The 25193-nt window shown below is 58.1% G+C and carries 26 protein-coding genes and 1 tRNA gene; 15 read left to right on the top strand and 12 right to left on the bottom strand.

The genetic code is table 11. The features are described from left to right. Positions 1–29: 29 nt before the first annotated feature. Positions 30–653 carry a DnaJ domain-containing protein gene (locus ACRZ96_RS17425; protein WP_170398478.1) on the bottom strand — a complete coding sequence of 208 codons (624 nt, stop codon included), beginning with the start codon at positions 651–653 and terminating at the stop codon, positions 30–32. Positions 654–760: 107 nt separating this feature from the next. On the opposite strand from ACRZ96_RS17425, the gene ACRZ96_RS17430 reads away from it, so the two are divergent. From ACRZ96_RS17430 to ACRZ96_RS17465, 8 genes are all read left to right on the top strand, one after another. Continuing rightward, on the top strand, positions 761–1015 hold the full coding sequence (locus ACRZ96_RS17430) for a BolA family protein (protein WP_170398480.1): 255 nt from the start codon (positions 761–763) through the stop codon (positions 1013–1015). 162 nt (positions 1016–1177) lie between these two features. Next, positions 1178–2281, top strand: coding sequence for a cytochrome-c peroxidase (locus tag ACRZ96_RS17435; RefSeq protein ID WP_480791464.1), 1104 nt, complete (start codon positions 1178–1180; stop codon positions 2279–2281). Positions 2282–2292: 11 nt separating this feature from the next. Beyond that, on the top strand, positions 2293–3477 hold the full coding sequence (locus ACRZ96_RS17440; RefSeq protein ID WP_480814882.1) for a cytochrome-c peroxidase: 1185 nt from the start codon (positions 2293–2295) through the stop codon (positions 3475–3477). 5 nt (positions 3478–3482) lie between these two features. Next, the gene (locus ACRZ96_RS17445) at positions 3483–4052 is read left to right on the top strand and encodes an arsenate reductase (azurin) small subunit (RefSeq protein WP_170425700.1); all 570 of its coding nucleotides are present in this window, start codon (positions 3483–3485) and stop codon (positions 4050–4052) included. A 13-nt stretch (positions 4053–4065) separates the two neighbouring features. Beyond that, entirely contained in the window at positions 4066–6747 is a 2682-nt protein-coding gene (locus tag ACRZ96_RS17450; RefSeq protein ID WP_480772134.1) for an arsenate reductase (azurin) large subunit, read from the top strand. A 143-nt stretch (positions 6748–6890) separates the two neighbouring features. Further along, on the top strand, positions 6891–9083 hold the full coding sequence (locus tag ACRZ96_RS17455) for a HEAT repeat domain-containing protein (RefSeq protein WP_480772133.1): 2193 nt from the start codon (positions 6891–6893) through the stop codon (positions 9081–9083). Between the two features lie 26 nt (positions 9084–9109). Further along, positions 9110–9595 carry a plastocyanin/azurin family copper-binding protein gene (locus tag ACRZ96_RS17460; RefSeq protein ID WP_480707404.1) on the top strand — a complete coding sequence of 162 codons (486 nt, stop codon included), beginning with the start codon at positions 9110–9112 and terminating at the stop codon, positions 9593–9595. After that, entirely contained in the window at positions 9588–10832 is a 1245-nt protein-coding gene (locus ACRZ96_RS17465; protein WP_480814883.1) for a molybdopterin molybdotransferase MoeA, read from the top strand. Before ACRZ96_RS17460 ends, ACRZ96_RS17465 begins: the two co-directional genes overlap by 8 nt. Before the next feature lie 153 nt (positions 10833–10985). Here the strand turns inward: ACRZ96_RS17465 and ACRZ96_RS17470 are convergent, their stop codons facing one another. The 8 genes from ACRZ96_RS17470 to ACRZ96_RS17505 form a co-directional block, all read right to left on the bottom strand. Continuing rightward, positions 10986–11504 (bottom strand): GNAT family N-acetyltransferase, encoded by a 519-nt coding sequence (locus ACRZ96_RS17470; RefSeq protein ID WP_170425708.1) that lies wholly within the window; start codon positions 11502–11504, stop codon positions 10986–10988. Continuing rightward, a complete protein-coding gene (locus ACRZ96_RS17475) occupies positions 11501–12055 on the bottom strand; it encodes a helix-turn-helix domain-containing protein (RefSeq protein ID WP_170513838.1) in 555 nt (184 codons plus the stop codon). Before ACRZ96_RS17475 ends, ACRZ96_RS17470 begins: the two co-directional genes overlap by 4 nt. Positions 12056–12171: 116 nt before the next feature. Continuing rightward, positions 12172–13188: a Fe(3+) ABC transporter substrate-binding protein gene (locus ACRZ96_RS17480; RefSeq protein ID WP_170398498.1), complete on the bottom strand. Its 1017-nt coding sequence runs from the start codon at positions 13186–13188 to the stop codon at positions 12172–12174. Between the two features lie 141 nt (positions 13189–13329). Next, positions 13330–13893: a hypothetical protein gene (locus ACRZ96_RS17485; RefSeq protein ID WP_170398500.1), complete on the bottom strand. Its 564-nt coding sequence runs from the start codon at positions 13891–13893 to the stop codon at positions 13330–13332. Positions 13894–13913: 20 nt separating this feature from the next. Continuing rightward, the gene (locus ACRZ96_RS17490) at positions 13914–14435 is read right to left on the bottom strand and encodes a hypothetical protein (protein WP_480707402.1); all 522 of its coding nucleotides are present in this window, start codon (positions 14433–14435) and stop codon (positions 13914–13916) included. Continuing rightward, on the bottom strand, positions 14425–14811 hold the full coding sequence (locus ACRZ96_RS17495; protein ID WP_170398504.1) for a hypothetical protein: 387 nt from the start codon (positions 14809–14811) through the stop codon (positions 14425–14427). The genes ACRZ96_RS17490 and ACRZ96_RS17495 overlap by 11 nt, the downstream gene beginning before the upstream one ends. 185 nt (positions 14812–14996) lie before the next feature. Next, the gene (gene ykgO, locus ACRZ96_RS17500; protein WP_005648635.1) at positions 14997–15122 is read right to left on the bottom strand and encodes a type B 50S ribosomal protein L36; all 126 of its coding nucleotides are present in this window, start codon (positions 15120–15122) and stop codon (positions 14997–14999) included. Positions 15123–15214: 92 nt separating this feature from the next. Further along, a tRNA-Val gene (locus tag ACRZ96_RS17505) sits at positions 15215–15289 on the bottom strand. 149 nt (positions 15290–15438) lie between these two features. On the opposite strand from ACRZ96_RS17505, the gene ACRZ96_RS17510 reads away from it, so the two are divergent. Further along, complete coding sequence (locus ACRZ96_RS17510) at positions 15439–16311, top strand: N-formylglutamate amidohydrolase (RefSeq protein ID WP_170514642.1); 873 nt, start codon at positions 15439–15441, stop codon at positions 16309–16311. 2 nt (positions 16312–16313) lie between these two features. Here ACRZ96_RS17510 and ACRZ96_RS17515 read toward each other — a convergent pair whose 3' ends face one another. Further along, entirely contained in the window at positions 16314–17567 is a 1254-nt protein-coding gene (locus tag ACRZ96_RS17515) for a DNA polymerase IV (protein WP_480814884.1), read from the bottom strand. Positions 17568–17658: 91 nt separating this feature from the next. Between ACRZ96_RS17515 and ACRZ96_RS17520 the strand changes: the two genes are divergently transcribed. Beyond that, the gene (locus tag ACRZ96_RS17520; protein ID WP_480814885.1) at positions 17659–18057 is read left to right on the top strand and encodes an NUDIX hydrolase; all 399 of its coding nucleotides are present in this window, start codon (positions 17659–17661) and stop codon (positions 18055–18057) included. A gap of 257 nt (positions 18058–18314) precedes the next feature. Here the strand turns inward: ACRZ96_RS17520 and pyrF are convergent, their stop codons facing one another. Next, positions 18315–19019 carry an orotidine-5'-phosphate decarboxylase gene (pyrF, locus tag ACRZ96_RS17525; protein ID WP_170514647.1) on the bottom strand — a complete coding sequence of 235 codons (705 nt, stop codon included), beginning with the start codon at positions 19017–19019 and terminating at the stop codon, positions 18315–18317. Between the two features lie 141 nt (positions 19020–19160). On the opposite strand from pyrF, the gene ACRZ96_RS17530 reads away from it, so the two are divergent. Together ACRZ96_RS17530 and clpB are read left to right on the top strand one after the other, a co-directional pair. Beyond that, positions 19161–19481, top strand: coding sequence for a hypothetical protein (locus ACRZ96_RS17530; protein WP_170636920.1), 321 nt, complete (start codon positions 19161–19163; stop codon positions 19479–19481). A 127-nt stretch (positions 19482–19608) separates the two neighbouring features. Next, complete coding sequence (clpB, locus tag ACRZ96_RS17535; RefSeq protein ID WP_480814886.1) at positions 19609–22227, top strand: ATP-dependent chaperone ClpB; 2619 nt, start codon at positions 19609–19611, stop codon at positions 22225–22227. A gap of 72 nt (positions 22228–22299) precedes the next feature. Here the strand turns inward: clpB and ACRZ96_RS17540 are convergent, their stop codons facing one another. Next, positions 22300–22677, bottom strand: a complete 378-nt coding sequence (locus ACRZ96_RS17540) for a VOC family protein (RefSeq protein WP_170408243.1) — start codon at positions 22675–22677, stop codon at positions 22300–22302. A gap of 40 nt (positions 22678–22717) precedes the next feature. Here ACRZ96_RS17540 and ACRZ96_RS17545 point away from each other — a divergent pair, with 40 nt between their 5' ends. The 3 genes from ACRZ96_RS17545 (at position 22718) to msrQ (ending at position 24907) form a co-directional block, all read left to right on the top strand. After that, the gene (locus ACRZ96_RS17545; RefSeq protein WP_170408244.1) at positions 22718–23257 is read left to right on the top strand and encodes a winged helix-turn-helix transcriptional regulator; all 540 of its coding nucleotides are present in this window, start codon (positions 22718–22720) and stop codon (positions 23255–23257) included. A gap of 131 nt (positions 23258–23388) precedes the next feature. Then, positions 23389–24288 carry a protein-methionine-sulfoxide reductase catalytic subunit MsrP gene (msrP, locus tag ACRZ96_RS17550; protein WP_480707401.1) on the top strand — a complete coding sequence of 300 codons (900 nt, stop codon included), beginning with the start codon at positions 23389–23391 and terminating at the stop codon, positions 24286–24288. Positions 24289–24292: 4 nt separating this feature from the next. Further along, complete coding sequence (gene msrQ, locus ACRZ96_RS17555; RefSeq protein ID WP_480707400.1) at positions 24293–24907, top strand: protein-methionine-sulfoxide reductase heme-binding subunit MsrQ; 615 nt, start codon at positions 24293–24295, stop codon at positions 24905–24907. Positions 24908–25193 lie beyond the last annotated feature (286 nt).

A 25193-nucleotide genomic window follows, 5' to 3' on the forward strand; every position in this document is an offset into this window, starting at 1 on the left:
GAACGCTGCTGACCCGTATCCGTTGAATACTACTTGAAGCTGCGGCTGTCCTTGATCTGATCCCAGGCCCAGACGACCTCTTGCAACTGCTCTTCCTGAGATCGGTCACCACCGTTCATATCCGGGTGCAGCACCTTGATCAGCTTCTTGTAGGCTTTGCGAATCTCTGCCTTCGACCAGCTATCTTGCGCTTCGAGGATCTCAATCGCGCGGCGCTCAGTCGGCGGCAGGCGTCGACCGCCGGAATTGGCGCGGCCGGGATTTTTGGTGGCGTTTTCGCCTAGAACCTGATGCGGGTCCTCGATCCCCAGACGTGCCCAGGCACGGGCCTCGGGATCGCCCATCGGTTTGGTCTCACGCTCCCACACTTTGTCCTTCGAACGCTGCGCGTTCAGTTCGGCCTCGGTGGTGCCGTCGAAGAAATTCCACTTCTGGTTATATTCGCGCACATGTTGCTGGCAGAACCAGAAAAAATCATCCAGCACGTCCGGAGCTTTGGGCGCGCGAAACTTACCGGGTTCTTCACAGCCCTCATGATCACAGATTCGCACCGAAGTTTCGGACGCACCTGACATACCCCGACGGCCGCGCGGCTTCTTTTTCTTAGCGCTCGACACGGACATATCGAATCCGAAGGGATCTGACTTTACCATCTGCACAACCTCACGAAGGCATCTTTTCGACTCGGAGGCAGCAGTTTAATCTAAGCAGCCGAAAGTAGAAGAGGGGGACGGCAATTTATTTGCCGCTGAGCATAAAAATGAGCGTGACCGACGAAATCCGTGAACGATTGCAGGCAGCATTTAACCCGCGTGAGCTGGAGGTGGTTGACGACAGCGAGAGCCATCGTGGTCACGCTGGATATCAGGAGGGCGGTGAGAGTCATTTCAACGTCCTTATTCGTTCTGCGGCTTTCGAGGGGCAATCCCGCGTTGCTCGCCATCGCGCAGTACATACGGCATTGGGGGATATAGTCCCCCGTATCCATGCGCTTGCTTTGGATATCGACGTCTGACAGTCGCGGCCTTGGTTCAGATAAGCGACGATCACGTCGCCAATTCTCTGCGGATTTAATCTCGATCAAGGCATCGCGATACATGACCCTCTAATATTCGCCTCGTCGATCTCCGGTTAACCGGAGCGATCAGATTTGCGGATAATGAGGGCTTTTTAAATGATGACCAAAGCCAGAACGTGGTTCTCGGCACTGTCGACAGTTTCATTGCTGTCGGTTGGTGTTGCGTTCCCGGTTCACCATGCCCAGGCGGAACAGCCGGGCCCGGTAGAAGCCATTGAGTTCGACCAAGCCAAGGCGGCACTTGGCAAACGTTTGTTTTTTGACCCGCGCCTGTCTGGCGACACCGAACTGTCCTGCGCCAGCTGCCACCAGCCGGAAAACGGCTTTACCGACGGGCAGGCCCTATCGGATGCCTATGCCGGCAGCCTGCATTTCCGCAACGTGCCGACGCTGATTAACAGCGCCAAGCGCGCCGCGTGGTTCCATGACGGGCGCATTGGCACCAACCTCAACGACGCGACCCGCGAAAGCATCACCGAGACATACTCGATGAACATGGATATGCGTTTGATGCAGGAACGCATCAAGCAAGATCCGGTTTATGTCGAGATGTTCGAAGCCGCCGGATTTGGCGAGCCGTCGAACGGCGGGGTCCGTAACGCCATCCCGGAATATCTGAAAACGTTGATTTCGCGCGGCGCGCCGTTCGATACAGGCGAGATGTCGGAAGAAGCCAAGGCGGGCTATGAGCTGTTCAATGCCAGCGGCTGCAATTCCTGCCACTCGGGCGAGCGGTTCACGGATGATCTGCCGCACAATATCGGCGTGGGCGACAACCCCGATATCTGGGCGACCCCGGAACGTCACATCACCTTTGTGACCATGATGAAGTTCCTCGGCGTCGAGAATTACATGAACCTGCGCGCCGACCCCGGTGCGTATATCCGCACTCACACCGCCGATACATTCGGCACGTTCATAACCCCCACGCTGCGTGAGCTGATCTATACCGCGCCATTTATGCATAACGGCTCGATTGCGACGCTCGAGGATGTGGTGGCCTTCTACAACGCCGGTGGTGGCGAAGATGAAAACAAGGATCCGCGCATCAAGCCGCTTGGCCTCAGCGAGACCGAACAAGCACAGCTGGTGGCCTTCCTTAAGGCGCTGTCTGGTGAGCCGCTGACCGGCCCGGACTTCGTCGCAGAGGACATCGATACGGATTATGCGCCGATCGAAAACTGGCAAGACGCGACAAACTGAGGAGTGGACCCATGAAAGACCTAAAGTCTTACCTTTCAGGCACAATCGCCACCGCTGCCCTGTTTGCCGTCCTAGGTGCACAGGCGATTGCGGAAACCAGCATGGAGATTGAGGCCGGCATCGGTGGCGCAGACCCCGATGCAGACTCGCCGCTGGTGGCGCTGGGCGAGCCGCCGATCCCGCTGGACAACCCGCAAACCGACGCCAAGATCGAACTGGGCAAGATGCTGTTCTTTGATGCCCGTCTTGGCGGGAATCCGTCGACGCCCTGTTCGGCCTGCCACATGCCAGATGTCGGCTGGGACGTCGAGGCACCGATCTCGTTCGGCTATCCGGGCACGACCCACTGGCGCAATAGCCAGACCATCGTGAATTCGGCCTATTACGGAAAGCTGTTCTGGGCGGGTTCAAGCAAAAGCCTTGAGAGCCAGGCCAAATCCGCCGCAGGCGGTGCGGTCGCCGGCAACGGTGAGGCCGACATGATGGAGGCGCGCCTGGCCTTCGTCCCCGAATATGTCGAACGCTTCAACGATGTCTTCGGCGATCAGTGGCCGCGTATCAGCAATGCATGGCGGGCCATCGCCGCGTTTGAACGGACCATAGTTCAGACCGACACGCCCTTCGACAATTATCTGCGTGGGGATGACGCGGCGCTGACCGACGAGCAGAAACGCGGGCTGGAATTGTTCACCGGCAAGGCGCAGTGTTCCGAATGCCATAACGGTGCGTTGCTGTCGGATGAAAAATACTACAACACCGGTCTGCCCGCCTATGACGGTTGGCAGGACGATGGTCTGGCGCAAGTGACCTTCCGGTATGAGCTTTTTGCCAAAGGCTCGACCGAAGAGATGTACCGCCACACCAAGGACGACCCCGGCTTCTATTTCCGTACCAAGGAAAAGGCCGACAAGGGTAAGTTCCGCACGCCAAGCCTGCGCTACACCCTCTATACCGAACCCTACATGCACAACGGCATGTTGGAGACGCTTGAGGATGTGGTCGAGTTCTACAACCAGGGCGGCGGCGAGAATGAGTTCTCGGCCAATAAATCTCCGCTGATCCAACCCCTTGGCCTGAATGATCAGGAAAAAGCGGATCTGGTGGCCTTCCTGAAATCCCTGTCCGGTGACGAGATTCTGGTCGAAGAACCTGATCTGCCGGATTACCAGCCGCTTCCCGCGGCAGCAGAGGAGTAAGCGTCATGAAAGATCATAACGCAACCGGATGCAGCTGTTCGGGCGAGGCCAAAAAGGCCTGCACCGTGAACCGCCGCCAGTTCCTGTTCGCCTCGGGTGCCACCACCTTTGCCGTGATGGTGACCATGCCCACCCGCCATGGCCAGGCGGAACAGGTGCCCGCTTTGGTATCGACCTATCCGCGCAAGCTGATCGGCAAACTTTCCGAGTTGGAACAGGATGTGCCGGTCGAGTTCTACTACCCGGACGAGGGCGACTATTCGGACTCGATCCTTGTGAAAACCGGCGTGGAAAGCGGCGGCGGCATTGGTCCGCAAAAGGATGTTGTGGCCTTCAACCTCACCTGCACCCATCAGGGCGGGTCGATGTATGACAGCTACAAGCCTGAACATAAGGTGCTGGGCCCGTGCCCGTTGCACCTGTCCACCTATGACGTGACACGGCACGGCATCCTCGTCTCGGGGCAGGCCTACCAATCGTTGCCACAGGTCCTTTTGGAACTGGATGGTGACGATATCTACGCCGTTGGCATGTTCGGCCTGATCTACGGCCGTTACGACAACCTCATTGCATAAGGGAAGCGGAATCATGGCAACCCCGTATTACGTACCCGAAACCAACGTCCCGCTGCCGCCCAAAGGGGCCGAGGTCATCTCGACCGCCTGCGACTACTGCATCGTGGCTTGTGGTTACAAAGTCTACCGCTGGCCCGTGACGGCCAAACCCGGTGGCCCAACTGCGGACGAGAACGCCTTTGGCGAGGATTTCCCCGTTGCACCGTTGGGTGCCTGGGTCGCGCCGAACCAGCACAATATCGTACTGCACAAAGGTCAGCCGCACCACGTGGTGATCATCCCTGACAAGGACACGCAATACGTCAACACCGACGGCGACAGTTCCTTGCGGGGCGGATGTATCGCGCAGAAATGCTATAACCCACAGACCCCGACGCGTGACCGTCTGAAGACACCGCTAATGCGGATCTATGGCACGCTGATGCCGGTTCCGTGGGATCTTGCGCTGGATGTGGCGGCTGAGGTGGGCAACCACGTGATCGCCAAGCACGGTACCAATGCCTATGGCGTAAAAACCTTCAGCTATCAGTATATCGAGAACACCTATGCGATCTCGAAATACGCGCTGCGCCATATCAACACCGCAAATTTCACCTTCCACGACACGCCGTCCGACGTGACCTCGACCCCCGGTTTCCGGGATGCGGGTTTCGACAATTTCGGCCCGTCGTATGAGGACTGGCGGGATGCGGAAACGCTGCTCGTCTGCGGTACCGACCCCTATGAGACCAAGACCATCCTCTATACTCAGTGGATGATGAAGGGGATGCAGAACGGTCAGAAAGAGATCTATCTGATTCCGCGCCGGTCTGCCGGTGTGGCCCATGCCGAAAAGATGGGTGGCCTGCATATCGACGTTCTGCCCGGCACCGACCTGCTGGTCGTCAACGCCATTGCCCGGGTCATCGTGGAAAATGGCTGGGAAGACAGCGACTGGATCAAGAAATGGGTCAACAACAAATGGGAAAGCTCGTCCGGCTTCGGTCAGGGTACGCGCAACACGCCATGGCAGTGGCGCACGACCTGGGGCAAGTTCCAGACCAAAGGCTTTGAGGATTGGAAAGAATGGCTGCTGTCGCAGGACGAATTCGCGCCTGAAACCGCTGCAGCCATGGCCGAGATCGACGTGCAGAAAATCTATACTGCCGCCGAATGGCTTGCCAAGCCCAAGGCGGATGGCACCCGGCCCAAGACCTCGGTCATGATCGAGAAAGGGTTCTACTGGTCGAACAACACCGGCAACACGCAGGCGATCTCGGCTCTGGGCATCATCTGCGGCTGTGGTGGTCGTCCGGGTCAGGTGATTGGCCGGGCCGGTGGTCACCAGCGGGGCGGCGTGAAGGGCGGGAAATACCCGCGCAACAAATCGCCCGAGAAACTGCCGGGTCGCCGTCGCCGCGCCATGGATACCGACCGGTATCTGATCGCAGGTCATACCCGTATGGCCCATGTGATCGGCACCACATGGATTCAGGCGATGTGTGGTTCACAACAGTTAGCTGACAAGTTCGAGGAACTGACCGTCCGCAACCCGCATCAGATCGCCAGCTTCGACAAACAAGAAATGATCGATGCGCTGAAGGCCCGCGCCGACAGCGGCGGTATGGTGGTCATCGACCAGGACATCTATCTGCAGGATCCGATCGGCAACCGCTATGCCGACATCGTGTTCCCCGCAGCGACCTGGGGCGAAGAGGACTTTCTGCGCGCCAACGGCGAACGCCGCCTGCGCCTGTATCAGAAGTTCTATGATGCGCCCGGTGCGGCCAAGCCCGACTGGTGGATCATTGCGCAACTGGCACAGCGGATGGGCTTTGACGGGTTCGACTGGCAGAACTCGAACGAGGTTGCCGAAGAGGCCGTGCGCTTTACGCGCGGGTCGCGCAAGGACTTCCACGCGGTCTACCGTCTGGCCAAGAAAGAGGGCAAAGGTCTGCACCAGAAGGTCCGTGAGTTCGGCACCGATGGCGTGCAATGCCCGGTCATGCTGGATGCCGACGGTGTCACGCTGATTGAAACCAAGCGTCTGCATGACACAACCCGCACGCTGCCTGATACCGGTGCGGCTGGTGCGGATGTGTTCAACAAGAAGCTGACGCACTTCAACAGCCAGACCGGCAAGTGCAACATCCAGAAATCGCCGTGGGACCTGTTCTCGGATTACTGGGAATGGCTGAAACCCAACAAGGACGAAGGCGAGTTGTGGGCCACATCCGGTCGGATCAACGAACGCTGGCAGTCCGGTTTCGACGACCGCCGCCGCCCCTATATCGTGCAGCGCTGGCCGGAAAACTGGGTCGAGATTCACCCCGACGATGCGGCTGAGCGTGGCATCGAAAGCGGCGACTATGTGATGGTTTATTCGGAGCGCGTTCCGGGTAACAAGCACACGCTGCTCGGTGTGGAAGGCGACGACTTCCAGTTCTCGAAACTGATGGAGAACGGGCATATCGAACTGACCAAAGCGGCGATCACCGCCGTGGCCATGGTTACGCCCGCTATTAAGAAAAGCGTCGTTTACATGGACTTCCTGCACATGCAGCAGCCCGCCAACGCGCTAGAAGGCCGGATCGTCGACTGGATCAGCGGCAACTACAACTACAAGATGGGCGTTGCCAAGGTCCGCAAGCTGGGGCCGAGCCCCTACAAGACCTCGTTCCGCACGATGTCCTTCGCGCCGCGCGATATCGCCTGACGCTTTTCCGGGGGGCGGACGCCATGCCGCCCCTCGGGTCCGGTCCCGCTGCAGAAGGGACCACCTGGAAGGCAGGCTTCGGTTGGGAAACCTGTCTTCCACTTTACCCAACCCGTCCCAACGCAAAACATGGCAGACCTGATATGAACATGCATTCCGATACCGCCCTGCGTGACGAGGCCACCAGCCTGTTCTCCGACTATGCAAAATCTGATTATGACGTGATCCGCCTGCGCGCCATTCAGGCCCTGGCCGCCATTGGGGCCAGTAACAGCCCGGCCTTGATCGAGGCGCTGTTGGATGATGACGAAGACGTCCGGCAAGACGCAGCCCAAGCGCTGGGCGCGCTGGGCGTGCAGGAGGCCGCGCCGCAACTGCTGGAAAACTTGATCCATGATCCCTGCGGTGAGGTGAAACTGGCCTGCGTCACCGCTCTGGCCGAGTTGAAATCCGAAGACGCGGCGCCTTACCTGCGCACGCTTGTCACTGGTCGCGGCGAGGATATCACGTGGGACGAGGACGAGCTGCATCAAGATGAATGGGATGACTGGCTGGATACTCAGATCGCGGCGATCAAAGCGTTAGGTCGCATGGGCGATGCGGCTGCGATTGAACCCATTGTCATGGCCCTGATGGACGAAGACGGGCAAGAACTGGGGGATGTGGCCTGCGAAGCGCTGGGCCAGATCGGTACGCCATCCGTGCCGACCTTGGGTGTGTTCGCTCAATCCTCGAACCGCCGTCTGCGTCACCGCGCTCTGTGCACGCTGGCCACCATCGGAGGACCCGAGGCCGAAGCCATCTTGCGCAAAGCCACCACCGACAAGGACGGGGCCGTGCGTCTGATCGCATATGAGGCGCTGATGCCGAACGACCCGGCGCTGGTCGAACAGGCCCTGACAGATGCGGTCGAGGATATCCGCATCGCAGCGCTGAACCAGTCCGGCCTTTCCGAACCCGAACTGCTGGACCGCATGATGCGCGACCCCGGCGCCAAGGTGAAACTGGCGCTGATCGACCGGCTGGACCGCAGCCAGCCTATCGTTGATCAAGACGACCTGCGCTGGCAGGTGCTGGATTTCCTCGCAACCGGACAACAGCCTGAGGTCTCGGCGCAGGCGCTGGGCCTGCTGGCGGCGTTGGCCCCGCAACTGGTGGCAGATCGGCTGAACGCGCTGTTCTCGGTCGAGGCGGACGACTTCGAGGCCGAGCGTATCCAATGGGCCATCGTCGACGCGCTGGCGACCTCGCCCCTGCGCGAGGCGGCAGAATGGCTGCAACGCGCCTGCCGCGCGCCCTTCCGGTCGGTGCGGCTGAAGGCCGTGGCCTCGCTGGCGATGATTGTTACTGACACCGACCGCCCGCATGTGAACCAGCAGCAGGGCCGCGAATTGCTGCTGTCCTTCGCGCTCGCCCCGATGAGCGTGGTCGAAGACGCGCACGAGGAAGAGGCCCCGCAAACCGACATCGCCGCGCTGGAAGAGGCAGGGCTGGATGTATCCGACGGTGGTGAAAACGGCCCTACCTCCAGCCTCGGCGCGATCCTTGGCCATGACGCTATCGCGGAAGAGATGAAGAAAGAGGCCGAGGATGATGACCTGCACCCCCTGACGCCACGCGAGCAGGCATTGTTGGTCAAGGCCACCCGCCATCCCAAACGCCGCCGCGTGGCGTTGGATGACAATGCCGAAGCCTTGGAGCGTGAGACCCGCATTTCGGCCATCCGCCTGCTGGGCGACGTCACAGGTATGCAGATCATGCTGGCGCAGATCGCGCAGGACCCCGAGACCGAGATCGCTGCGCAGGCGCTGGCGGCACTGGGCTTGTCGGTCGCGCGCAACGGGTCCGAACTGAACCAGTCGCATTTGATCGAGCTGATCACACAGGGGCTTTCGCATACCGATGCCAATCTGTCCCTGCAGGCGCTGAACCTGCTGCAACAGGCTGACCTGCCACCGCAGGATGCGCTGCGGGGCAAATTGCGGGCTATGCTGAAAACCGGAGATACTGCCTTTCGTATCGACGCCATGCAGATTCTGACCCGCTGGGACGGGACGGCCGATGTGGCGCGCAGCTTGCTGGACGATGTCTCGGCCCCGGTACGGCAGGCGGCGATGCGGCTTTTGTCTGAAACGGCCCCGGATCAGGCAGGTGCGGCCATCGTACCCTTCCTTCTGGCCAATCCTGAGCAACGGATCGTGACCTATGTCAATGACAGCACCCCTGCCTTGGTGTCCATTGGGCGCGAATTGTTGGCCGGATTGCGCGACGAGAATCGCCGCGCCCAGTGGCCGGTGTTGATCAGCGCTTTGGCCGACCTGTTGGGAGACCCCTAGCGGGCGGTCTGAAACCGGAGGGATAGATGGCGATTTCGCTGAAACTATGCGCGGCGATTCTAACGGGGGCAATGGCTTTTGGTAGTGTCGCACTGGCCGAGGAGATCCCCGAGGTTGCCGTAGTTCATCAGGTCATCGACCTGAACGCCGACACTCCGGCGCATGCATTTCGGTTCGAACCCAAATTCCTGCAGGTTCCCGCTGGGGCGACTGTGCGTTTCAAAGGCTCGACCGGGCGGCACACGGTCACTGCCATTCCTCGAATGATACCCGTGGGCGCGCGCGTCTTCGAGATTCGGGGCAAACCCGAACTGGATCTGACTTTCGAGAAAGAGGGAGTCTACGGCATCCGTTGCCGCGTTCATGGGCGTCACGGAATGGTCATGCTGCTGGTAGTTGGTGATCCAAGCTCGAATCTCGAAGAAGCCAAGGCCTATCTACCTAAACTTGGAGAGGCCGAGCGGGTCGGTTTCGAAGAGCTCTTTGCGTATGTGGAGGCCCAAAATGGCTGATGGATGTGCCTGCGACCACCATGCTCATATGTACCTGACCGTAGATGACGCCCTGAGGCGCGGTTTGTCCGTGGCCAACCCCATCACGGATACCGAAACACTACCGCTGGTGCAGGCTATTGGCCGGATACTGGCTGAGAATTGCGACAGCAAGGTAGACATGCCCGCCTTCGATAACTCGGCTATGGACGGCTATGCCGTTCGCAGCGCCGATCTGGGCGAGGGGCCTGTGTTCGAACTGCTAGTTGGCGGTCGCATAGCCGCCGGCGATAGCGGCGCACACGATGCGCCGGATGGCGGTGCCTTGCGTATATTCACAGGAGCGCCGGTGCCGTCTGAGTTCGATGCGGTATTAATGCAGGAAGACTGTGAGTTTCAGTCCGATCGCATCCGGTTCAACCGCCGTCCAAAATCCGGTCAGCATATCCGTCGCGCGGGCGAGGATTTGAAAGCTGGTGCCCCGATCCTGCGGCGCGGGTGTGAAATTTCCGCGCGTGAGGCCGCCGCGTTGGCCTCGGCTGGTTATGGCGAGGTGAAGGTTTTTCGCAAGCTCAAGGTCACGATCTTCTCGACCGGTAGCGAGCTGCGCCAGCCGGGTGAAGCGCTTGGCCCCGGACAGATCTACAACTCGAACCGCTACATGCTTTTGGCTTTGCTGGATAAACCCTGGATCGAACTAGCCGACCGAGGCCCGGTCGAAGATGATCCGGTGCTGTTGAAGCAGGTCTTGAGGGAGGCCTGTAATAGCTCGGACCTGATCATCACCACGGGCGGTGTTTCGGTCGGGGACGAAGACCACATGCCGCGCCTGTTCAGTGAAATCGGTGGCGAAACCGAGGTGATGAAAGTGGCGATGAAACCTGGTAAGCCGATCATGTTCGGTTGTCAGGGTGATGCGCTTTATGTGGGCCTGCCGGGAAATCCGGTTTCGGCCTTTGTGACGTGGCAGATCATTGGTGCGCGGATGATGGAACGCCGTGCCGGTCTGCATCGGAACGAACGCACCCCCGAGCAGGCGGTTTTGGCAGAACCTCTTCAACGCCGCGCGGGGCGGCGTGAGTACCGCCCGGTAAGCATCGACGGATGTACACCGAATGGCGCACCGCGTTTGCGCCTGATGGCCGAGTCTTACAGCGGGCGCGTTGCCCTTCTTGCACAGGCCGATGGTCTGGTAATTATTCCGGCAGAAACTGAGAAGCTGCCAGCCGGAGAAGCTCTGGAGTTCCTTCGATTCTAGATTGATCCCGATGCGCTTGAGGTATCAAATTCTTTGGTCAACGAGCGCCCTTTGCTGTCGATGGCGCGCGGCTGTAGGCCTTTGGTGCCGACCTATGTCGGGACCTTCGGGGATCGCCGAATGCTCTGTCGCGAATGTGCGCGCGACGGGCAGCTAGGTGACGTCCTTGAACATGTAAGTGGTCGGCTCCAGCCGATCCTCAAACGGGTTTCGGCAATAATTCGGGATCTCTCCGGCAATCTGAAAACCCATCGACTGATACAGCAAGCGTGAAGGATCGCTGCTACGGGTGTCCAGCACCAGCATCGTGCGTTTCAATTCCCGAGCTCGCTCATGCAGTGCCTCCATCAGCGACCGACCCAAACCGCGACGGCGAGCCTGCGGATGAACCAGCAGCTTTGCCACATCCGCGCGATGTGGCTGGTTGGGCATTGCGGCGGGGATCAGTTGCACCGTGCCCAGAATGCGTCCGTCACCATATGCGACAAACAGATCGAGTGTCTCCGCGCGGAGTTCGGGCTGCACCCTGTCCCGCCAATAGGCGCGGGCATCGTCCCGCGAAAAAGGAAGGATGAACCCGATACTGGCACCGGTATGGACACAGCGGTGCAGGATATCGGTCAGATCCTCAAGCGCTTCGTCGAAATATTCCTGTGGCAATCGCGTAATCATATCAGCACCAACAGATAGCGCGCACCGCGTTTGGGTCCGGTTTCGAACTGCGTTGGCCCCGACAGGTGATAGCGAAGGCAGTCGCCGCCGCTGAGCGCATGGGCAATCCCGTCCACTGTCAACGTTAGCCCTCCATCAAGTAGGATCAGGTGGTGCTCCTGTCCCGGCTTGGGCGGAGTATCGTAGGTGATGACAGTACCTGGGGGCAAATGACCTTCCATTACTTCCCCACTGAGGCCAGTCGCCGGTGGTGAAACCGAACGGCGGGTAAACCCGCTTTCTGGGTCATGCCATTCAGGCTGCTTCTCGAAAGGTACTTTGGGATCGAAACTGTCTTCGACCATCATCAGCAGGCGTGACATGGGCAGGCCGTATGCCGCGCATAAACGGCCAAGCGTTTCAGCGGTAGGGCTGACATCACCGTTTTCCATTCGCGACAGTGTCGCCCGGCTGATCCCACTTTGGTCTGCCAGCTGCTCAAGCGACCAGCCATGACCCTGGCGCAGCTCGTTCAGACGCTTAGCGAGGCGGTTTGATAGTGTGTCGAGCATGGCTCACATATGGGAATCAGTTACGAATATGGGATTATTGCCTTGCTTTACATCAAACACAATAGAAAAAGGGCGCAGAAATCTGCGCCCTTTTGCTGCTCGGGTATCGGACTGGATTACTTCCAGCCAACTTCGTTATAGATTTTCTGTGCCTCGGGGATGTTTTTGGCGGCCTCTGAGAGGTTCACCTCATCTGCTTTGAATTCCCCCAGAGCGGCCACGTTCTCAGCCAGCGCGACGCCTTCGACAGCGGGGTATTCATCGTTTCCGTTCGAGAAGTAGACCTGCGCCTGATCGCTTGCGAGATACTCAAGGAACTTAATCGCGTTTTCTTTGTTCGGCGCGTTTGCTGCAACACCCGCACCCGACAGGTTCATATGTGCACCTTCGGCGTCCTGTGCCGGGAATTGCACGCCGATCATCTCGATATCCGCGCTTAGACCCTTGACGTCTTTGCGCATAGCGCGGGCCATATAGTATGTGTTGGCAACCGCAATCTCGCACTCGCCTGACACGATGCCGCGCAGCTGGTCTGTGTCACCGCCCTGAGGTTCGCGTGCCATGTTGGCGGCGACACCTTCGGCCCATTTCCTGGCTTCTTCCGCGCCGTGATTTGCAATGATCGATGACAATAGTGTCTGGTTATAGATATTGCCGGACGAGCGAATGCAGATCTGCCCTTTATACTCCGGTTTTGCCAGATCCAGATAGGTTGCGGGTGGGTTGGCGACATCAGCCTTGTCAAAGAAGATGATCCGTGCGCGCTGAGAAAAGCCGTACCACTGATTGTCTTCGTCCTGAAGGTTTGCCGGAATACGCTCCTCTAAGATTGCGCTCTCGACCGGCTGCAGGATGCCTTCGCTCTTGGCGCGGGCCAGGCGCGAGCTGTCGACCGTCAGCAGGACATCAGCGGGCGAATTCGCGCCTTCTGCTTTCATCCGTGCGATCAGTTCGTCGGCCTTGCCTTCGATGCGGTTGATGGTGATGCCGGTGGCCTCTTCGAAGTCGGAATACAGGCGTTCGTCGGTGTCGTAATGGCGCGAGGAATACAGGTTCAGCTCGCCCTCGGCTGCGGCAGAGGTGGCGATCAGGGCCGTCAGGGTGGCGGCAAAGCAGGTAGAGGATTTCAGCATCATTTGTCCCAACATTGAAAATCGTGACGGGATTTAACCCGACTGATTTGGTCAATTAAACGATTCTCGGTGGGATGCAAGGAAATCCGACAAAATTAGTTGGTCAAAACGTCGCTGAACTTACCTTGCCGGACGGCCCCTTCAGGATTGACGCCGCCTACTTTGTTTTCTTTCGGGTTGCGGTGGGACGGGTGACGGTGCCGGCTCGGGGTCCGGATCGTCGCTGAGCACCGGTTCTTTGGTCAGCATCGCCTGTGTTACCGCTTCCATGTATTTCTGCAGCATGACCGGCGGATCAGCTGGGGCCAGCTTGATTGACAGCCTACTTGCGCCTTCCTGATTATAGGCATAGCGCGAGGAATAACTTGCGTTGACCTGCGCCGCCACGGGGCCCCAGCCACCTTTGACCGATGCGCTGCCTGATTTCTCGGTCTGTTTGGTCATCGAGATCGCCATCTTTACCTCGATCTCGGCCTCTTGCACCGCATAGAACGCGGGCAGGAAACCCATCGACACGAGGCTGAATTCCTTTGGGGGACCATCGGGGTTGGATAGATCGGGAAGCTGGATCTTCTGATCCGCCATGTATTTGGCGATATCAGTCGAATGTCTATCCAATTCAGTTTGCGACTCTGCCACGGAAATCGCCAGTTTCTGAACCATTTCCGCGAAAGGGACGTTTAGCAGTTCCTGCCCGATACTCATTTCCAATCTCCTTTGTGAATTCAGTCTCTATCAATAATCTTCGTTGCGGACCGTCTTTTGACCGAGAACGAGACCTTCGCTGCGTTCTGGCTGACCGCCTGTTTCTTCGCGTTTGTAGCGAACTGGGCTTTATTGCCATCCCGACCAAGCCCAACAAAGGCTTCGACCTGGACATTGTCGATGGTGAAATCGTCGCTGCCGTCGGATCCTGCAAGGATCTGTTCGCCCAGGGCCTGCGAAAAAACCTGCGCATCCACGATCTGCGTATCTTTGTCTTCAACCTCCATTCCGCTCTGGCCTCCGGCCATTGGGTTCACCACCGGAGAACCCGAGCCCATCAGCATGCCACTGCCTCCTTCTTCCAGATCGTCGATCTGGTCTTGCAGGTCCTGGATCGTCTCCAGCAACACGACCTCGCGCGCCTCCAGCGCGGTCAGGCGGTTTTCCAATGACTGAAGCAGTGTGGTGAACGCCTCGGGCAGTTCGGTGACGCGCACATCTATAGGCTGTTTTTTGGGGGTCTTGTCCTTTTTAGTCGCCATCGACCCCTCCACCAGAACCACCTTCATCCACCGGTCCCGGCGCGAACCGCATCCGCATGGTCGACGCGCTGCTTGCATCGAGCGTATCTGTCTGCGTCAGTTTTGGCCCACACAGAAACGCGCCAATGATCCCGCGTTTGCCTTCTTCTGTGGTACTGGTCATCTCCATGACGACCTTCAATTCTACATCGACATCCTGCATGTGGTAAAAGACTGGCGGAATGCCCATCTCGCGCAGTTCCTGAGGATAGTTCTTCAGCGCGTTCAACTGATCCAGACTAAGCTGTTCGGCGGCTTGGGCCACGCTTCGGCCTATATCGGCCACCATCTCGGTCAGGGTTGTTCCTAATAGCGTATCCAGATCATCGTTAGCCAACCCGACCTCCCGTCATAAAAAACAGGGAAAGCGTAGCACGAGACCGTCTCATAACAATACTAAATCTCAGAACCGGACTTTCGGAGCGATTTCCGGCGCTTCCGCCGACATGAAAGGGCGTTAGAAGCAGGGCATAAAAAAACCGCGCTCGAAAGCGCGGTTTTTGAATTAAGTTCGTGCAGTTCTTAGCCCTGGCGAGCTTTGAACTTGCGCTGCGTCTTGTTGATCACGTAGACGCGGCCTTTGCGACGCACAACCCGGCAATCACGGTGCCGGTTTTTGAGCGAGCGGAGCGAGTTCTTGACCTTCATGGGTCTGTCTCCAATCTGCGGCGCCTTCATCAAAGACGTGGCCAGCGCCTGGGTTAATCGGGTGCCCCGGAAAGACCAGAGCAATGAATTCATGGTGGGCGGTACAAGGATCGAACTTGTGACCCCTTCGATGTCAACGAAGTGCTCTACCGCTGAGCTAACCGCCCATGAAACCGTTGCGTGACCTGCCCCATAACGAAATGGGGCGCGGAACCCCGCGCCGGTAGCGGGGTCTATAAAAGGAGTCGTTGGGGGGATCAAGGGGTTTGGCAGAACTATTTTACGGTCTATGTTGAGTGCGAACAACGGAGAGCCCATGCCCGACGCCGCCACCAATGCAGCCTATATTCTGGATATGCCCGCAACGCGTACGTCCTGCGTGGTATTTGCCTCGCCCCATAGCGGTCGGACCTATCCCGAGTCTTTGTTGAAGCGGTCTGTTCTGAACCGCAATATGATTCGGTCGTCTGAGGATGCGTATGTCGACCAGCTTTTTTCCTCAGTCGCTGAATTCGGTGCACCGCTGCTCGCCGCGGCCATGCCGCGCGCCTATCTGGACCTGAATCGCAATTCGGATGAATTGGACCCCGCATTGATACAGGGTGCGCGTCGTCACGGACATAACCCGCGGGTTACCTCGGGCCTCGGGGTGATTCCCCGCGTGGTCGCCAACGGCAGGGCGATCTACAGCGGCAAGCTGACTATGGATGAGGCGCGCCTGCGGATCGATACCTATTGGCGTCCATACCATACTCGCCTGAAATCTCTGCTGGCGGAATCGCATCAGATGTTTGGGCAGGCCATTCTGATTGATTGCCACTCGATGCCGCACGAGGCGGTGGCGCTGGCCGGCGGCTCGCGCCGGGCCCGACCGGAAATCGTTTTGGGCGATCGGTTCGGTGCGGCCGCTTCCGGTGTGATCGTTGATCAGATCGAGGCCGCTTTTGCCGACGCGGGTCTGAATGTGGCGCGCAACACGCCTTTTGCAGGGGCCTACGTCACCCAGACCTATGGTCGACCTGCCCGCCATCAGCATGCGGTTCAAATCGAGATCGATCGTTCACTTTATATGAACGAGGAAACGATCCAGCCGAACGGCAACTTTGAGGCGTTGCGTGATGTGTTGCGGCAGGTCACCGCGCAGATCACCAGTATCGGGTCCGATCCAATGTCACTTGCCGCCGAATAGACCTAACGCAGCGCACGACCTTTTACGATTGCATCACTGCCGAAACGGCGCCGGATTTCGTCCGTCGCACGTTCGGCCTGTGATCGGCGTTCTGCACCGGGATCCAGAAGGTCGCCCGAGATATCGGCCTGATCCTCTGAGCACAGGTCAGACAGGCCGCATCCCAAAAGGCGATAGGGACCCTGATCGCCAACCTGATCAAATAGCCCACGAGCGGTGCGATAAATCCGATCCGCTATCTGAGTCGCATCGCGTAGCGATATCCGCCGGGTGATGATCTTGTGGTTGGCCTGTTTCAGCTTCAGCGTCACCACTCGCCCAGCCAATCCCTTGGCTTTGGCCCGGTCGGCTACCTTTTCAGACATACGCCACAGATGCCCGTCCAGAATTTCAAGACTGGCGGTATCCTCGAAAAAAGTGGTCTCATTACTGATCGACTTCATCGGCTCATGGGCCGATACGCGCCGTTTGTCCTGCCCTCGCGCCAGATGCCACAGACGGTAGCCCATTGATCCGAACCGCGCTATCAGCGCCTCCTGATCCCAGCGCAGAAGATCAGAAAATGTGCGAATCCCTGCGCGATCCAGAGATTCCTGCGCCGCCGGACCAATTCCCCAGATTAATCGCACCGGCCGGTCATGCAGGAAATCAGCCGTCTCGGCCTGGCCGATCACTGAAAAACCCCGAGGCTTGTCGAGATCCGAGGCCACCTTGGCCAGAAACTTGTTATGGCTCAAGCCAATCGATCCCGTCAGGCCCAGCTCATCTTTCATCCTCTTGACCAGACGTGCAAGCATGACCGCTGGCGGTGCACCATGCAGCCGCTCGGTGCCGGATAGGTCCATGAACGCCTCATCCAGCGACAGTGGTTCAACATCAGGTGTCAACTCGTCCATCATGGTGCGTATCTCGCGCGAGACGCTGGCATAGACCGACATACGTGGTTTGATCACCACCGCTTCGGGGCATAGTTGAAGCGCCTTGAACATTGGCATGGCTGAACGTACCCCGCGAACGCGGGCCACGTAACAGGCAGTCGAAACCACCCCGCGCTTGCCGCCGCCAATGATCACAGGCTTGTCGGCAAGTTCGGGATTGTCGCGCTTTTCGACCGAAGCATAAAAAGCATCGCAATCCATATGCGCGATCGTCAGGTCAAACAGCTCTGGGTGCGATTTGACCCTCGGGCTGCTGCAAGTTGGGCAGCGCGGCCCTTGCTTAATTTCCTTCAGGCAGTCGCGACAGATGGCGGGCATGATGTAGTTTCTTTCCGGCCAGCGGCGGATTGGTCAAGACATTCGATAGGTTAAAAGGTATCGCGAATGGATAAGGATAAAAAGAGGACCGATGGACTTCACCGGGGCAAAAATAGCGTTGTTTCTGGGGCACAAGCTGCTGGTCATTCTAAGAGATGATCGATCAGATATTCCGTTTCCAGGTCATCTCGATTTTCCAGGCGGCGGGAAAGAGCCAGGTGAAACACCGATCGAATGCGCGTTGCGTGAAACAGATGAAGAGGTTGGACTGCGCCTGTGCGCAACCGATCTTGTCTGGTCACGGCAATATGGTCAAAGCTGGTTCTACGTCGCCCTGCGCCCGCCGGAAGATGTTGGTCTGATCCGTTTTGGGGACGAAGGGCAGGGGTGGAGGCTGATTTGTCCGCAGGATTATCTGTCGAATCCGTTGGCCATTCCAAATTTTTCAGATCGCCTTCGGGATTATTTGTCGGAAACGGCGCAGCTTTGAACGGGACTTCGAAAGAAAACCCCCCGCGCCTGCGGGGGGAGGTAACGAGCCTCAGGAAGAGATGGCCCGTTGGGGAGTGTCTTGTGTGTAGAATCGCCGAAAATGGCGTTTTTCGATAGCCACAAGCCGAACGCCATAAAACTCATGTTTTTCATGTGTGTTTTCGGGCACAGGGACGATTTGGCGCGGCGGCGCGAAAAATTGACCTAACGTCAATTGCTTGAGCACCGTTCCTTCCGCAATTTTTGGCTTTTCGCCTAATGGTGAGTCAATGAATTTAACTCGCTCAAAACTGCTTGTGCGGCGGCTTTGGGGTCATCCGCCTGATAAATCGGGCGGCCCACAACGATATGATCGGCCCCATCGCCGATTGCACTGGCCGGGGTTGCGACGCGCTTTTGGTCGCCCAAAGCTGCACCAGCAGGGCGTACCCCAGGGGTTACAATCAAACGACCTTCGGATTGGGGCAGGGCGCGGATTAGCGCGGCTTCCTGAGGGCTGGCGATCACGCCATCAGCTCCGGCCTCGAAAGCCTTGGCCGCGCGTTCTACAACGAGGTCCTGCACGTCACCCGCTTTCAGAAGGCTTGCATCCAGATCGTCCCTGTTCAGTGATGTTAGGACGGTTACCGCCAGAATTTTCATGTCCTTGCCTGCAGCGCCCTCCTTTGCGGCGCGTACGACATGCGGATCACCATGCACCGTCAAGAAGTCCAGATCGAACTGAGCCAACCCACGCACTGCATTTTCTACAGTGTTGCCGATATCGAACAGCTTCATGTCCAAGAAAATGCGCTTTCCGTGATCCTGTTTCAACTCGTTGGCCAACGCCAGACCGCCGCCAGTCAACATACCCAGCCCGATCTTATAGAACGAAACCGAGTCGCCCAGCCGCTCGGCCATGGCTAGACCCTGCAGGGCGTTTGGGACGTCGAGGGCTACGATAAGGCGGTCATCGGACATGGGGCGCTCCTTTTTGGCAAACGTTTGCGTCCTAACGGGTTCAGGGCGATCTGTCCATGTGTGAAGTCCGAGGTGACGCAGATCACTCACTATTTTGCGCAATGTGCTAAAGTACCGACGTTCAGAACAGGGATAGAAATGATGAAAAAGGTAATAGTACTTGGCGTGGCACTGATGTTGGCCGCATGCGAAGACGCGCCTCAAAGCGATCCGCCCGAAACCGGTGTCGCGCCGGCTCCAACCAATGACAATCTTCTGTTAGTGCGTGGGTACCGATCGGAAGACGACTGGTGTCAATTGACCGGGGAAACAGCCTATACCGGCAACTTCCTCGATCATACAGCAGATCTGGTTTCATGCCCTACAGGCAGCAGTGCCGAGCAGTCTTTGGTCGAAATGTACAACGCTGAATTGATGGGAGAAACTGGCGGTTATTCCGTCTACTCGATTCCGCGCGGATGACGCCGTTTTATATGCTCTAGCCTCTTGAATGGGAAAAGACATTTCCCAAATTGAATGTGAGGCCCAGACCGACGCGTGCCGCCAAGCGGGCGCATCAATACGGGGCGCTTAAGAAAAGGAGAATGCTATGGACTTGAACAAGTTCACCGAGCGGGCACGGGGTTTCGTGCAAGCCGCGCAGACCATTGCGCTGCGCGAGGGGCACCAAAGGCTGGAGCCCACACATATCTTGAAAGCATTGATGGACGACGATCAGGGGCTGGCCAGCAACCTGATCTCACGCGCTGGCGGCGCACCGAACCGCGTGGTTGAGGCGTTGGACGCGGCCATGGGCAAAATCCCTAAGGTCAGCGGCGACGCCAGCCAGATCTATATGGACGGCCAGACCGCCAAGGTTTTGGACGAGGCAGAGAAGCTCGCCACCAAGGCGGGCGACAGCTTTGTGCCGGTCGAACGCGTTCTGATGGCGCTGTGTATGGTGAAATCCAAAGCCAAAGAGGCTTTGGAGGCCGGTGCTGTATCGGCCCAGAAACTGAACGAAGCGATCAACGATATCCGCAAGGGCCGCACTGCTGACACCGCATCGGCGGAAGAAGGCTACGACGCGCTTAAGAAATATGCGCGCGACCTGACCGAGGCTGCAGCCGAAGGCAAGATCGACCCGATCATCGGGCGGGATGAGGAAATCCGCCGTTCGATGCAGGTTCTGTCGCGCCGCACCAAGAACAATCCGGTACTGATTGGTGAACCCGGCGTCGGTAAGACCGCGATTGCCGAGGGCATGGCCCTGCGCATAGTCAATGGTGATGTGCCGGAATCATTGAAGGACAAGAAGCTTCTCGCGCTCGACATGGGTGCGCTGATCGCCGGTGCTAAATATCGAGGTGAGTTCGAAGAACGACTGAAGGCTGTTCTGACCGAAGTGACCGAAGCCGCCGGTGAGATCATACTGTTCATCGACGAGATGCACACGCTGGTAGGTGCAGGTAAATCCGACGGTGCGATGGATGCCGCCAACCTGATCAAGCCTGCGCTTGCCCGGGGTGAGCTGCATTGTATCGGCGCGACGACGCTGGATGAGTACCGCAAATACGTCGAAAAAGACGCGGCGCTTGCGCGGCGGTTCCAGCCGGTGATGGTCACTGAGCCGACAGTTGAGGACACGATCAGCATCCTTCGCGGTATCAAGGAAAAGTACGAGCTGCACCACGGTGTGCGCATCTCGGACTCGGCGCTCGTGTCGGCGGCGACCCTGTCGCATCGCTACATCACCGACCGCTTCCTGCCTGACAAAGCCATCGACCTTGTCGATGAAGCGGCTTCGCGTTTGCGGATGGAGGTGGATTCCAAGCCCGAGGAACTCGATCAGCTGGATCGTCAGATCCTGCAAATGCAGATCGAGGAAGAGGCGCTGAAGCTGGAAGATGACGCGGCCTCCAAGGATCGTCTGGAAACCTTGCAAAAGGATCTGGCCGACCTGCAGGAGCAATCCGCTGAGATGACTGCTCAGTGGCAGGCAGAACGCGACAAGCTCGCGGGTGCCCGTGATCTTAAGGAACAGCTCGACAAAGCTCGCGCTGATCTGGAAATCGCGAAGCGCGAAGCGAACCTCGCCAAAGCGGGTGAGCTGTCCTACGGTGTCATCCCTGAGCTTGAGAAAAAGCTGACCGAGGCTGAAAACGCCGAAAGCAACGCCATGATGGCCGAGGAAACGGTGCGCCCAGAACAGATTGCGTCGGTGGTCGAACGCTGGACCGGTATCCCGACCTCGAAAATGCTGGAAGGCGAGCGTGAGAAACTGCTGCGGATGGAAGACGATCTGCATTCCCGCGTGATCGGTCAGGATGCGGCGGTGACCGCCGTGGCCAACGCCGTGCGCCGCGCGCGTGCGGGTCTGAATGACGAAGGTCGCCCGCTGGGCTCGTTCCTGTTCCTTGGACCCACGGGTGTGGGGAAAACCGAGCTGACCAAGGCCGTGGCGAACTTCCTATTCGACGACGACAACGCGATGGTACGCATCGATATGTCTGAGTTTATGGAGAAGCACGCGGTCGCCCGTCTGATCGGGGCCCCTCCGGGCTATGTCGGCTATGACGAAGGCGGTGTGCTGACCGAAGCCGTGCGGCGCCGGCCCTATCAGGTCGTGCTGTTTGATGAGGTCGAAAAGGCGCACCCGGATGTGTTTAACGTGCTGCTGCAGGTTCTCGATGATGGTGTGCTGACCGATGGTCAGGGTCGTACCGTGGATTTTAAGCAGACGCTGATCATCCTGACGTCGAACCTTGGCTCTCAGGCGCTGAGTCAGTTGCCCGAAGGCGCGGACAGCGCGCAGGCGCGGCGGGATGTGATGGACGCAGTCCGGGCACATTTCCGGCCCGAGTTCCTGAACCGTCTGGATGAGACCATCATCTTTGACCGGCTCAAGCGGGCCGATATGGATGGCATCGTCGATATCCAGATGGCACGTCTGCAGAAACGTCTGGCTGCCCGCAAGATCGAGCTGGCACTGGACGATGGCGCGAAGGAATGGCTGGCCAATGAAGGCTATGATCCGGTCTTCGGTGCCCGCCCATTGAAACGCGTGATCCAACGCGCCCTGCAGAACCCGTTGGCCGAAGCACTGCTGGCCGGTGAGATAAAGGATGGTGAGACCGTTCCGGTGACCGCCGGAACCGATGGTTTGATCATCGGCGACCGGCTGGGAACGTCCGAGCGTCCGCGCCCGGATGATGCAGTCGTGCATTAAGTCTCAGGTAATGAAGAGACCCGCCATCCAGGCGGGTCTTTTTTTGGTGGCTTGTATTGCGACTAAGAGCGTTCAGACCTGCCCGGTCAGATCCTGCGCCAGCATCATTGCATTGCCGTCCGGGTCGTAAAATGTGGCGGTGCTGACCATCCCCTCGATCGTCTCGGTTTCGCCGTCAAACCGAACGCCGGACCCTTCCAGAGCACCGCGTGCGCTTGCGATATCAGCAACACCAAAGACCGGAACGGTGTTTCCGGGCGCGGGTTCTGCCTGCTCGCCCAAACCAAGGGTCACGCCTTCGGTTTTGGTGAGCATCTCGCTCCAACCCGCCTCATCAATATGATGGATCAACTCAAACCCGAGCTTGTCATTATACCAGCGCGCACTGGCGTGGCGATCTTTGACCGAAATGGCAAGAGTGATGGTGTTTTCTAAGGAAACGAGGGGCATGGAACTTTCCTTTTGTCCTAAAATAAAGTAACTATATTTTATGGACATAAAACTACTTGTCAAGCTTACCTCCCGGGCCTGGTCACTGAACATTCTTGCGCAGCTGCACCAAGGGGTTCCGGGCAGGCAGGCCCCGTTGCTCGCCGCGACGGGCGCAAGCCGGACGGCGTTTGCGGCAAGTCTGGAGCATCTGGCTAGCCTTGGCTTGCTTGAACGGAACCCGGGCCACGGGCACCCTTTGCGACCTGAATTCCGTTTGACCAAAGCCGGGGTTCAGGCGGCGGCTGTAGCGGCAGAAATCATGGCCTTGGTGCCGGATGATACTGAATTGAAGCTACTGCGCCGCAGCTGGACGGTTCCTATTCTGGCGCTGACCCGCCAACCGCGGCGCTTTTCAAGGCTCAGGTCGGATCTTCAGGTGATCACTGATCGCGCATTGTCATCCTCGCTCAAGCAATTAGAGGAGCAGGACTGGGTTCGGCGCGATATCGAAACTTCGGCCCGGCTGCCCTTTCCGACCTATCAGGCGGTCAATCTTGGGTGCGAAATAAACCGTGTTGTCGGCTTGAACATCGGGTGACCGTTATCCTCGCGCCCAAGCGTACCTAATTTTCGTTACAATCTGTTCGCTCAATCGTGACGCCTGTTTCCTTGGCTCTGTGCTATCAGACCTTACCTCAGTTTCGAGGTTAATGGATAACGGAGAACCAAATGGCGCATCGCTGGACCAACAAACTGACGCATGCGGACGTCACCCCAAGGGCGGCGTTTCTGAACCGGCGACAGGTCATGGCCGGTTTGGCGGGTGTCGGGCTGGCGGGTCTGGCGCGGCCAGCGGCGGCCGAGGCGCTTGAACCGAATACATGGGAAGAGATTACTTCCTACAACAATTTTTATGAGTTCGGGACTCGCAAGGATGATCCGGCGAAATATGCACACACACTGGTAACCGAGCCCTGGAGTGTAACCATCGACGGTCTGGTCGACCGCCCTGGTGAATATGATTTCAAAGACATCATGTCTGAAATGACTGTTGAGGAGCGAATCTATCGGTTCCGCTGTGTTGAGGCCTGGTCGATGGTGATACCTTGGAACGGGTTTGAACTGGCAGATCTACTCGGCATGGCTGGCGTTCAGGACGGCGCGAAATACGTGGCGTTTGAGACCGCCTATCGTCCCGATGAGATGCCGGGTGTCGCGTATCCGGTGCTCGACTGGCCGTATCGCGAAGGGCTGCGTTTGGATGAGGCGATGCATCCGCTGACCATTATGGCTACTGGGATCTACGGCAGGGACATCCCGAACCAGAACGGCGCGCCTTTGCGATTGGTGGTACCGTGGAAATACGGCTTCAAATCGATCAAATCGATCGTGCGGATTACCTTGACGGATACGCAGCCTCCGACAAGTTGGAATATGGCGGGTCCGCGTGAATATGGATTCTACAGCAATGTGAACCCCAATGTGGATCACCCCCGATGGTCGCAGGCCTCGGAACGCCAGATCGGCGGAGGCCTGTTTGCCAAGCGAATCCCGACGCTGATGTTCAACGGATATGAAGATGAGGTCGCCAGCCTTTACGAAGGCATGGATCTGGCGAAGAACTACTGAGATGATGCGGCGGCTCAACGACCTCTTGCGACGGCTTCCCAATTGGGCTGTTTATCTGCTGGGCGCACTGCCTGTGCCCTGGTTGTTTTATCAGGGCATGACCGGTGGTCTCGGGGTCGAGCCGATCGAGGCGCTCGAGCACGAGTTTGGCGAACTGGCGCTGCAGCTTCTGATTTTGGGTCTCGCGATTTCGCCCTTGCGTCGCTTCGCTGGCCTAAATCTGATGAAGTTCCGCCGCACGATAGGTGTACTGACATTTTCCTATGTCGCATTGCACCTGTTGATTTGGCTGGTTCTGGATGTTCAGATTCCCAGCCAAATCTGGGCGGACATTATCAAGCGGCCCTATATCACGGTGGGCATGGCTGCTTTTGTATTGTTACTGCCGCTTGCAATCACGTCTAACAACTGGGCGGTTCGCCGTTTGGGGCCTCGTTGGCGCAAATTGCATCGTCTGGTCTACCCGGCAGCAATTCTGGGCGCGCTTCATTATGTGATGCTGGCGAAGGGGTTTCAGATCGAGCCATTGGTCTACCTGGCTATTATTCTGGGCCTTCTGGTCATGCGCCTGCCGGTCACATCATTCCTGATCCGGCTTAGGCAAGCCGATTCAGCCTGACTCGCAGGCGAGTCTGTGGGTAACAGTGTGAATAACATATCCATGGCGCTGATTTGCGATGGTCTGTGTCCGCGACTTCCGGGTTGAATGGCTGGATGCTCTTCGTAACCGTTTGTTTTAGTAAGATAAAATTCTGTTTTTGCGTTTTTTTGCGTTTTTTTGATTTTTCCACTTGCGGCTTTTGGGCGATATACTTAGAACGCCCTTCACCGGCGCTGCTGAGGTGCTGGGACGCGGTGGAAGCTGCGGAGACGCTCGGGAGAGACTGGGGGCATCTGAGGTTTTT

Source organism: Ruegeria sp. CF1, assembly GCF_056537445.1.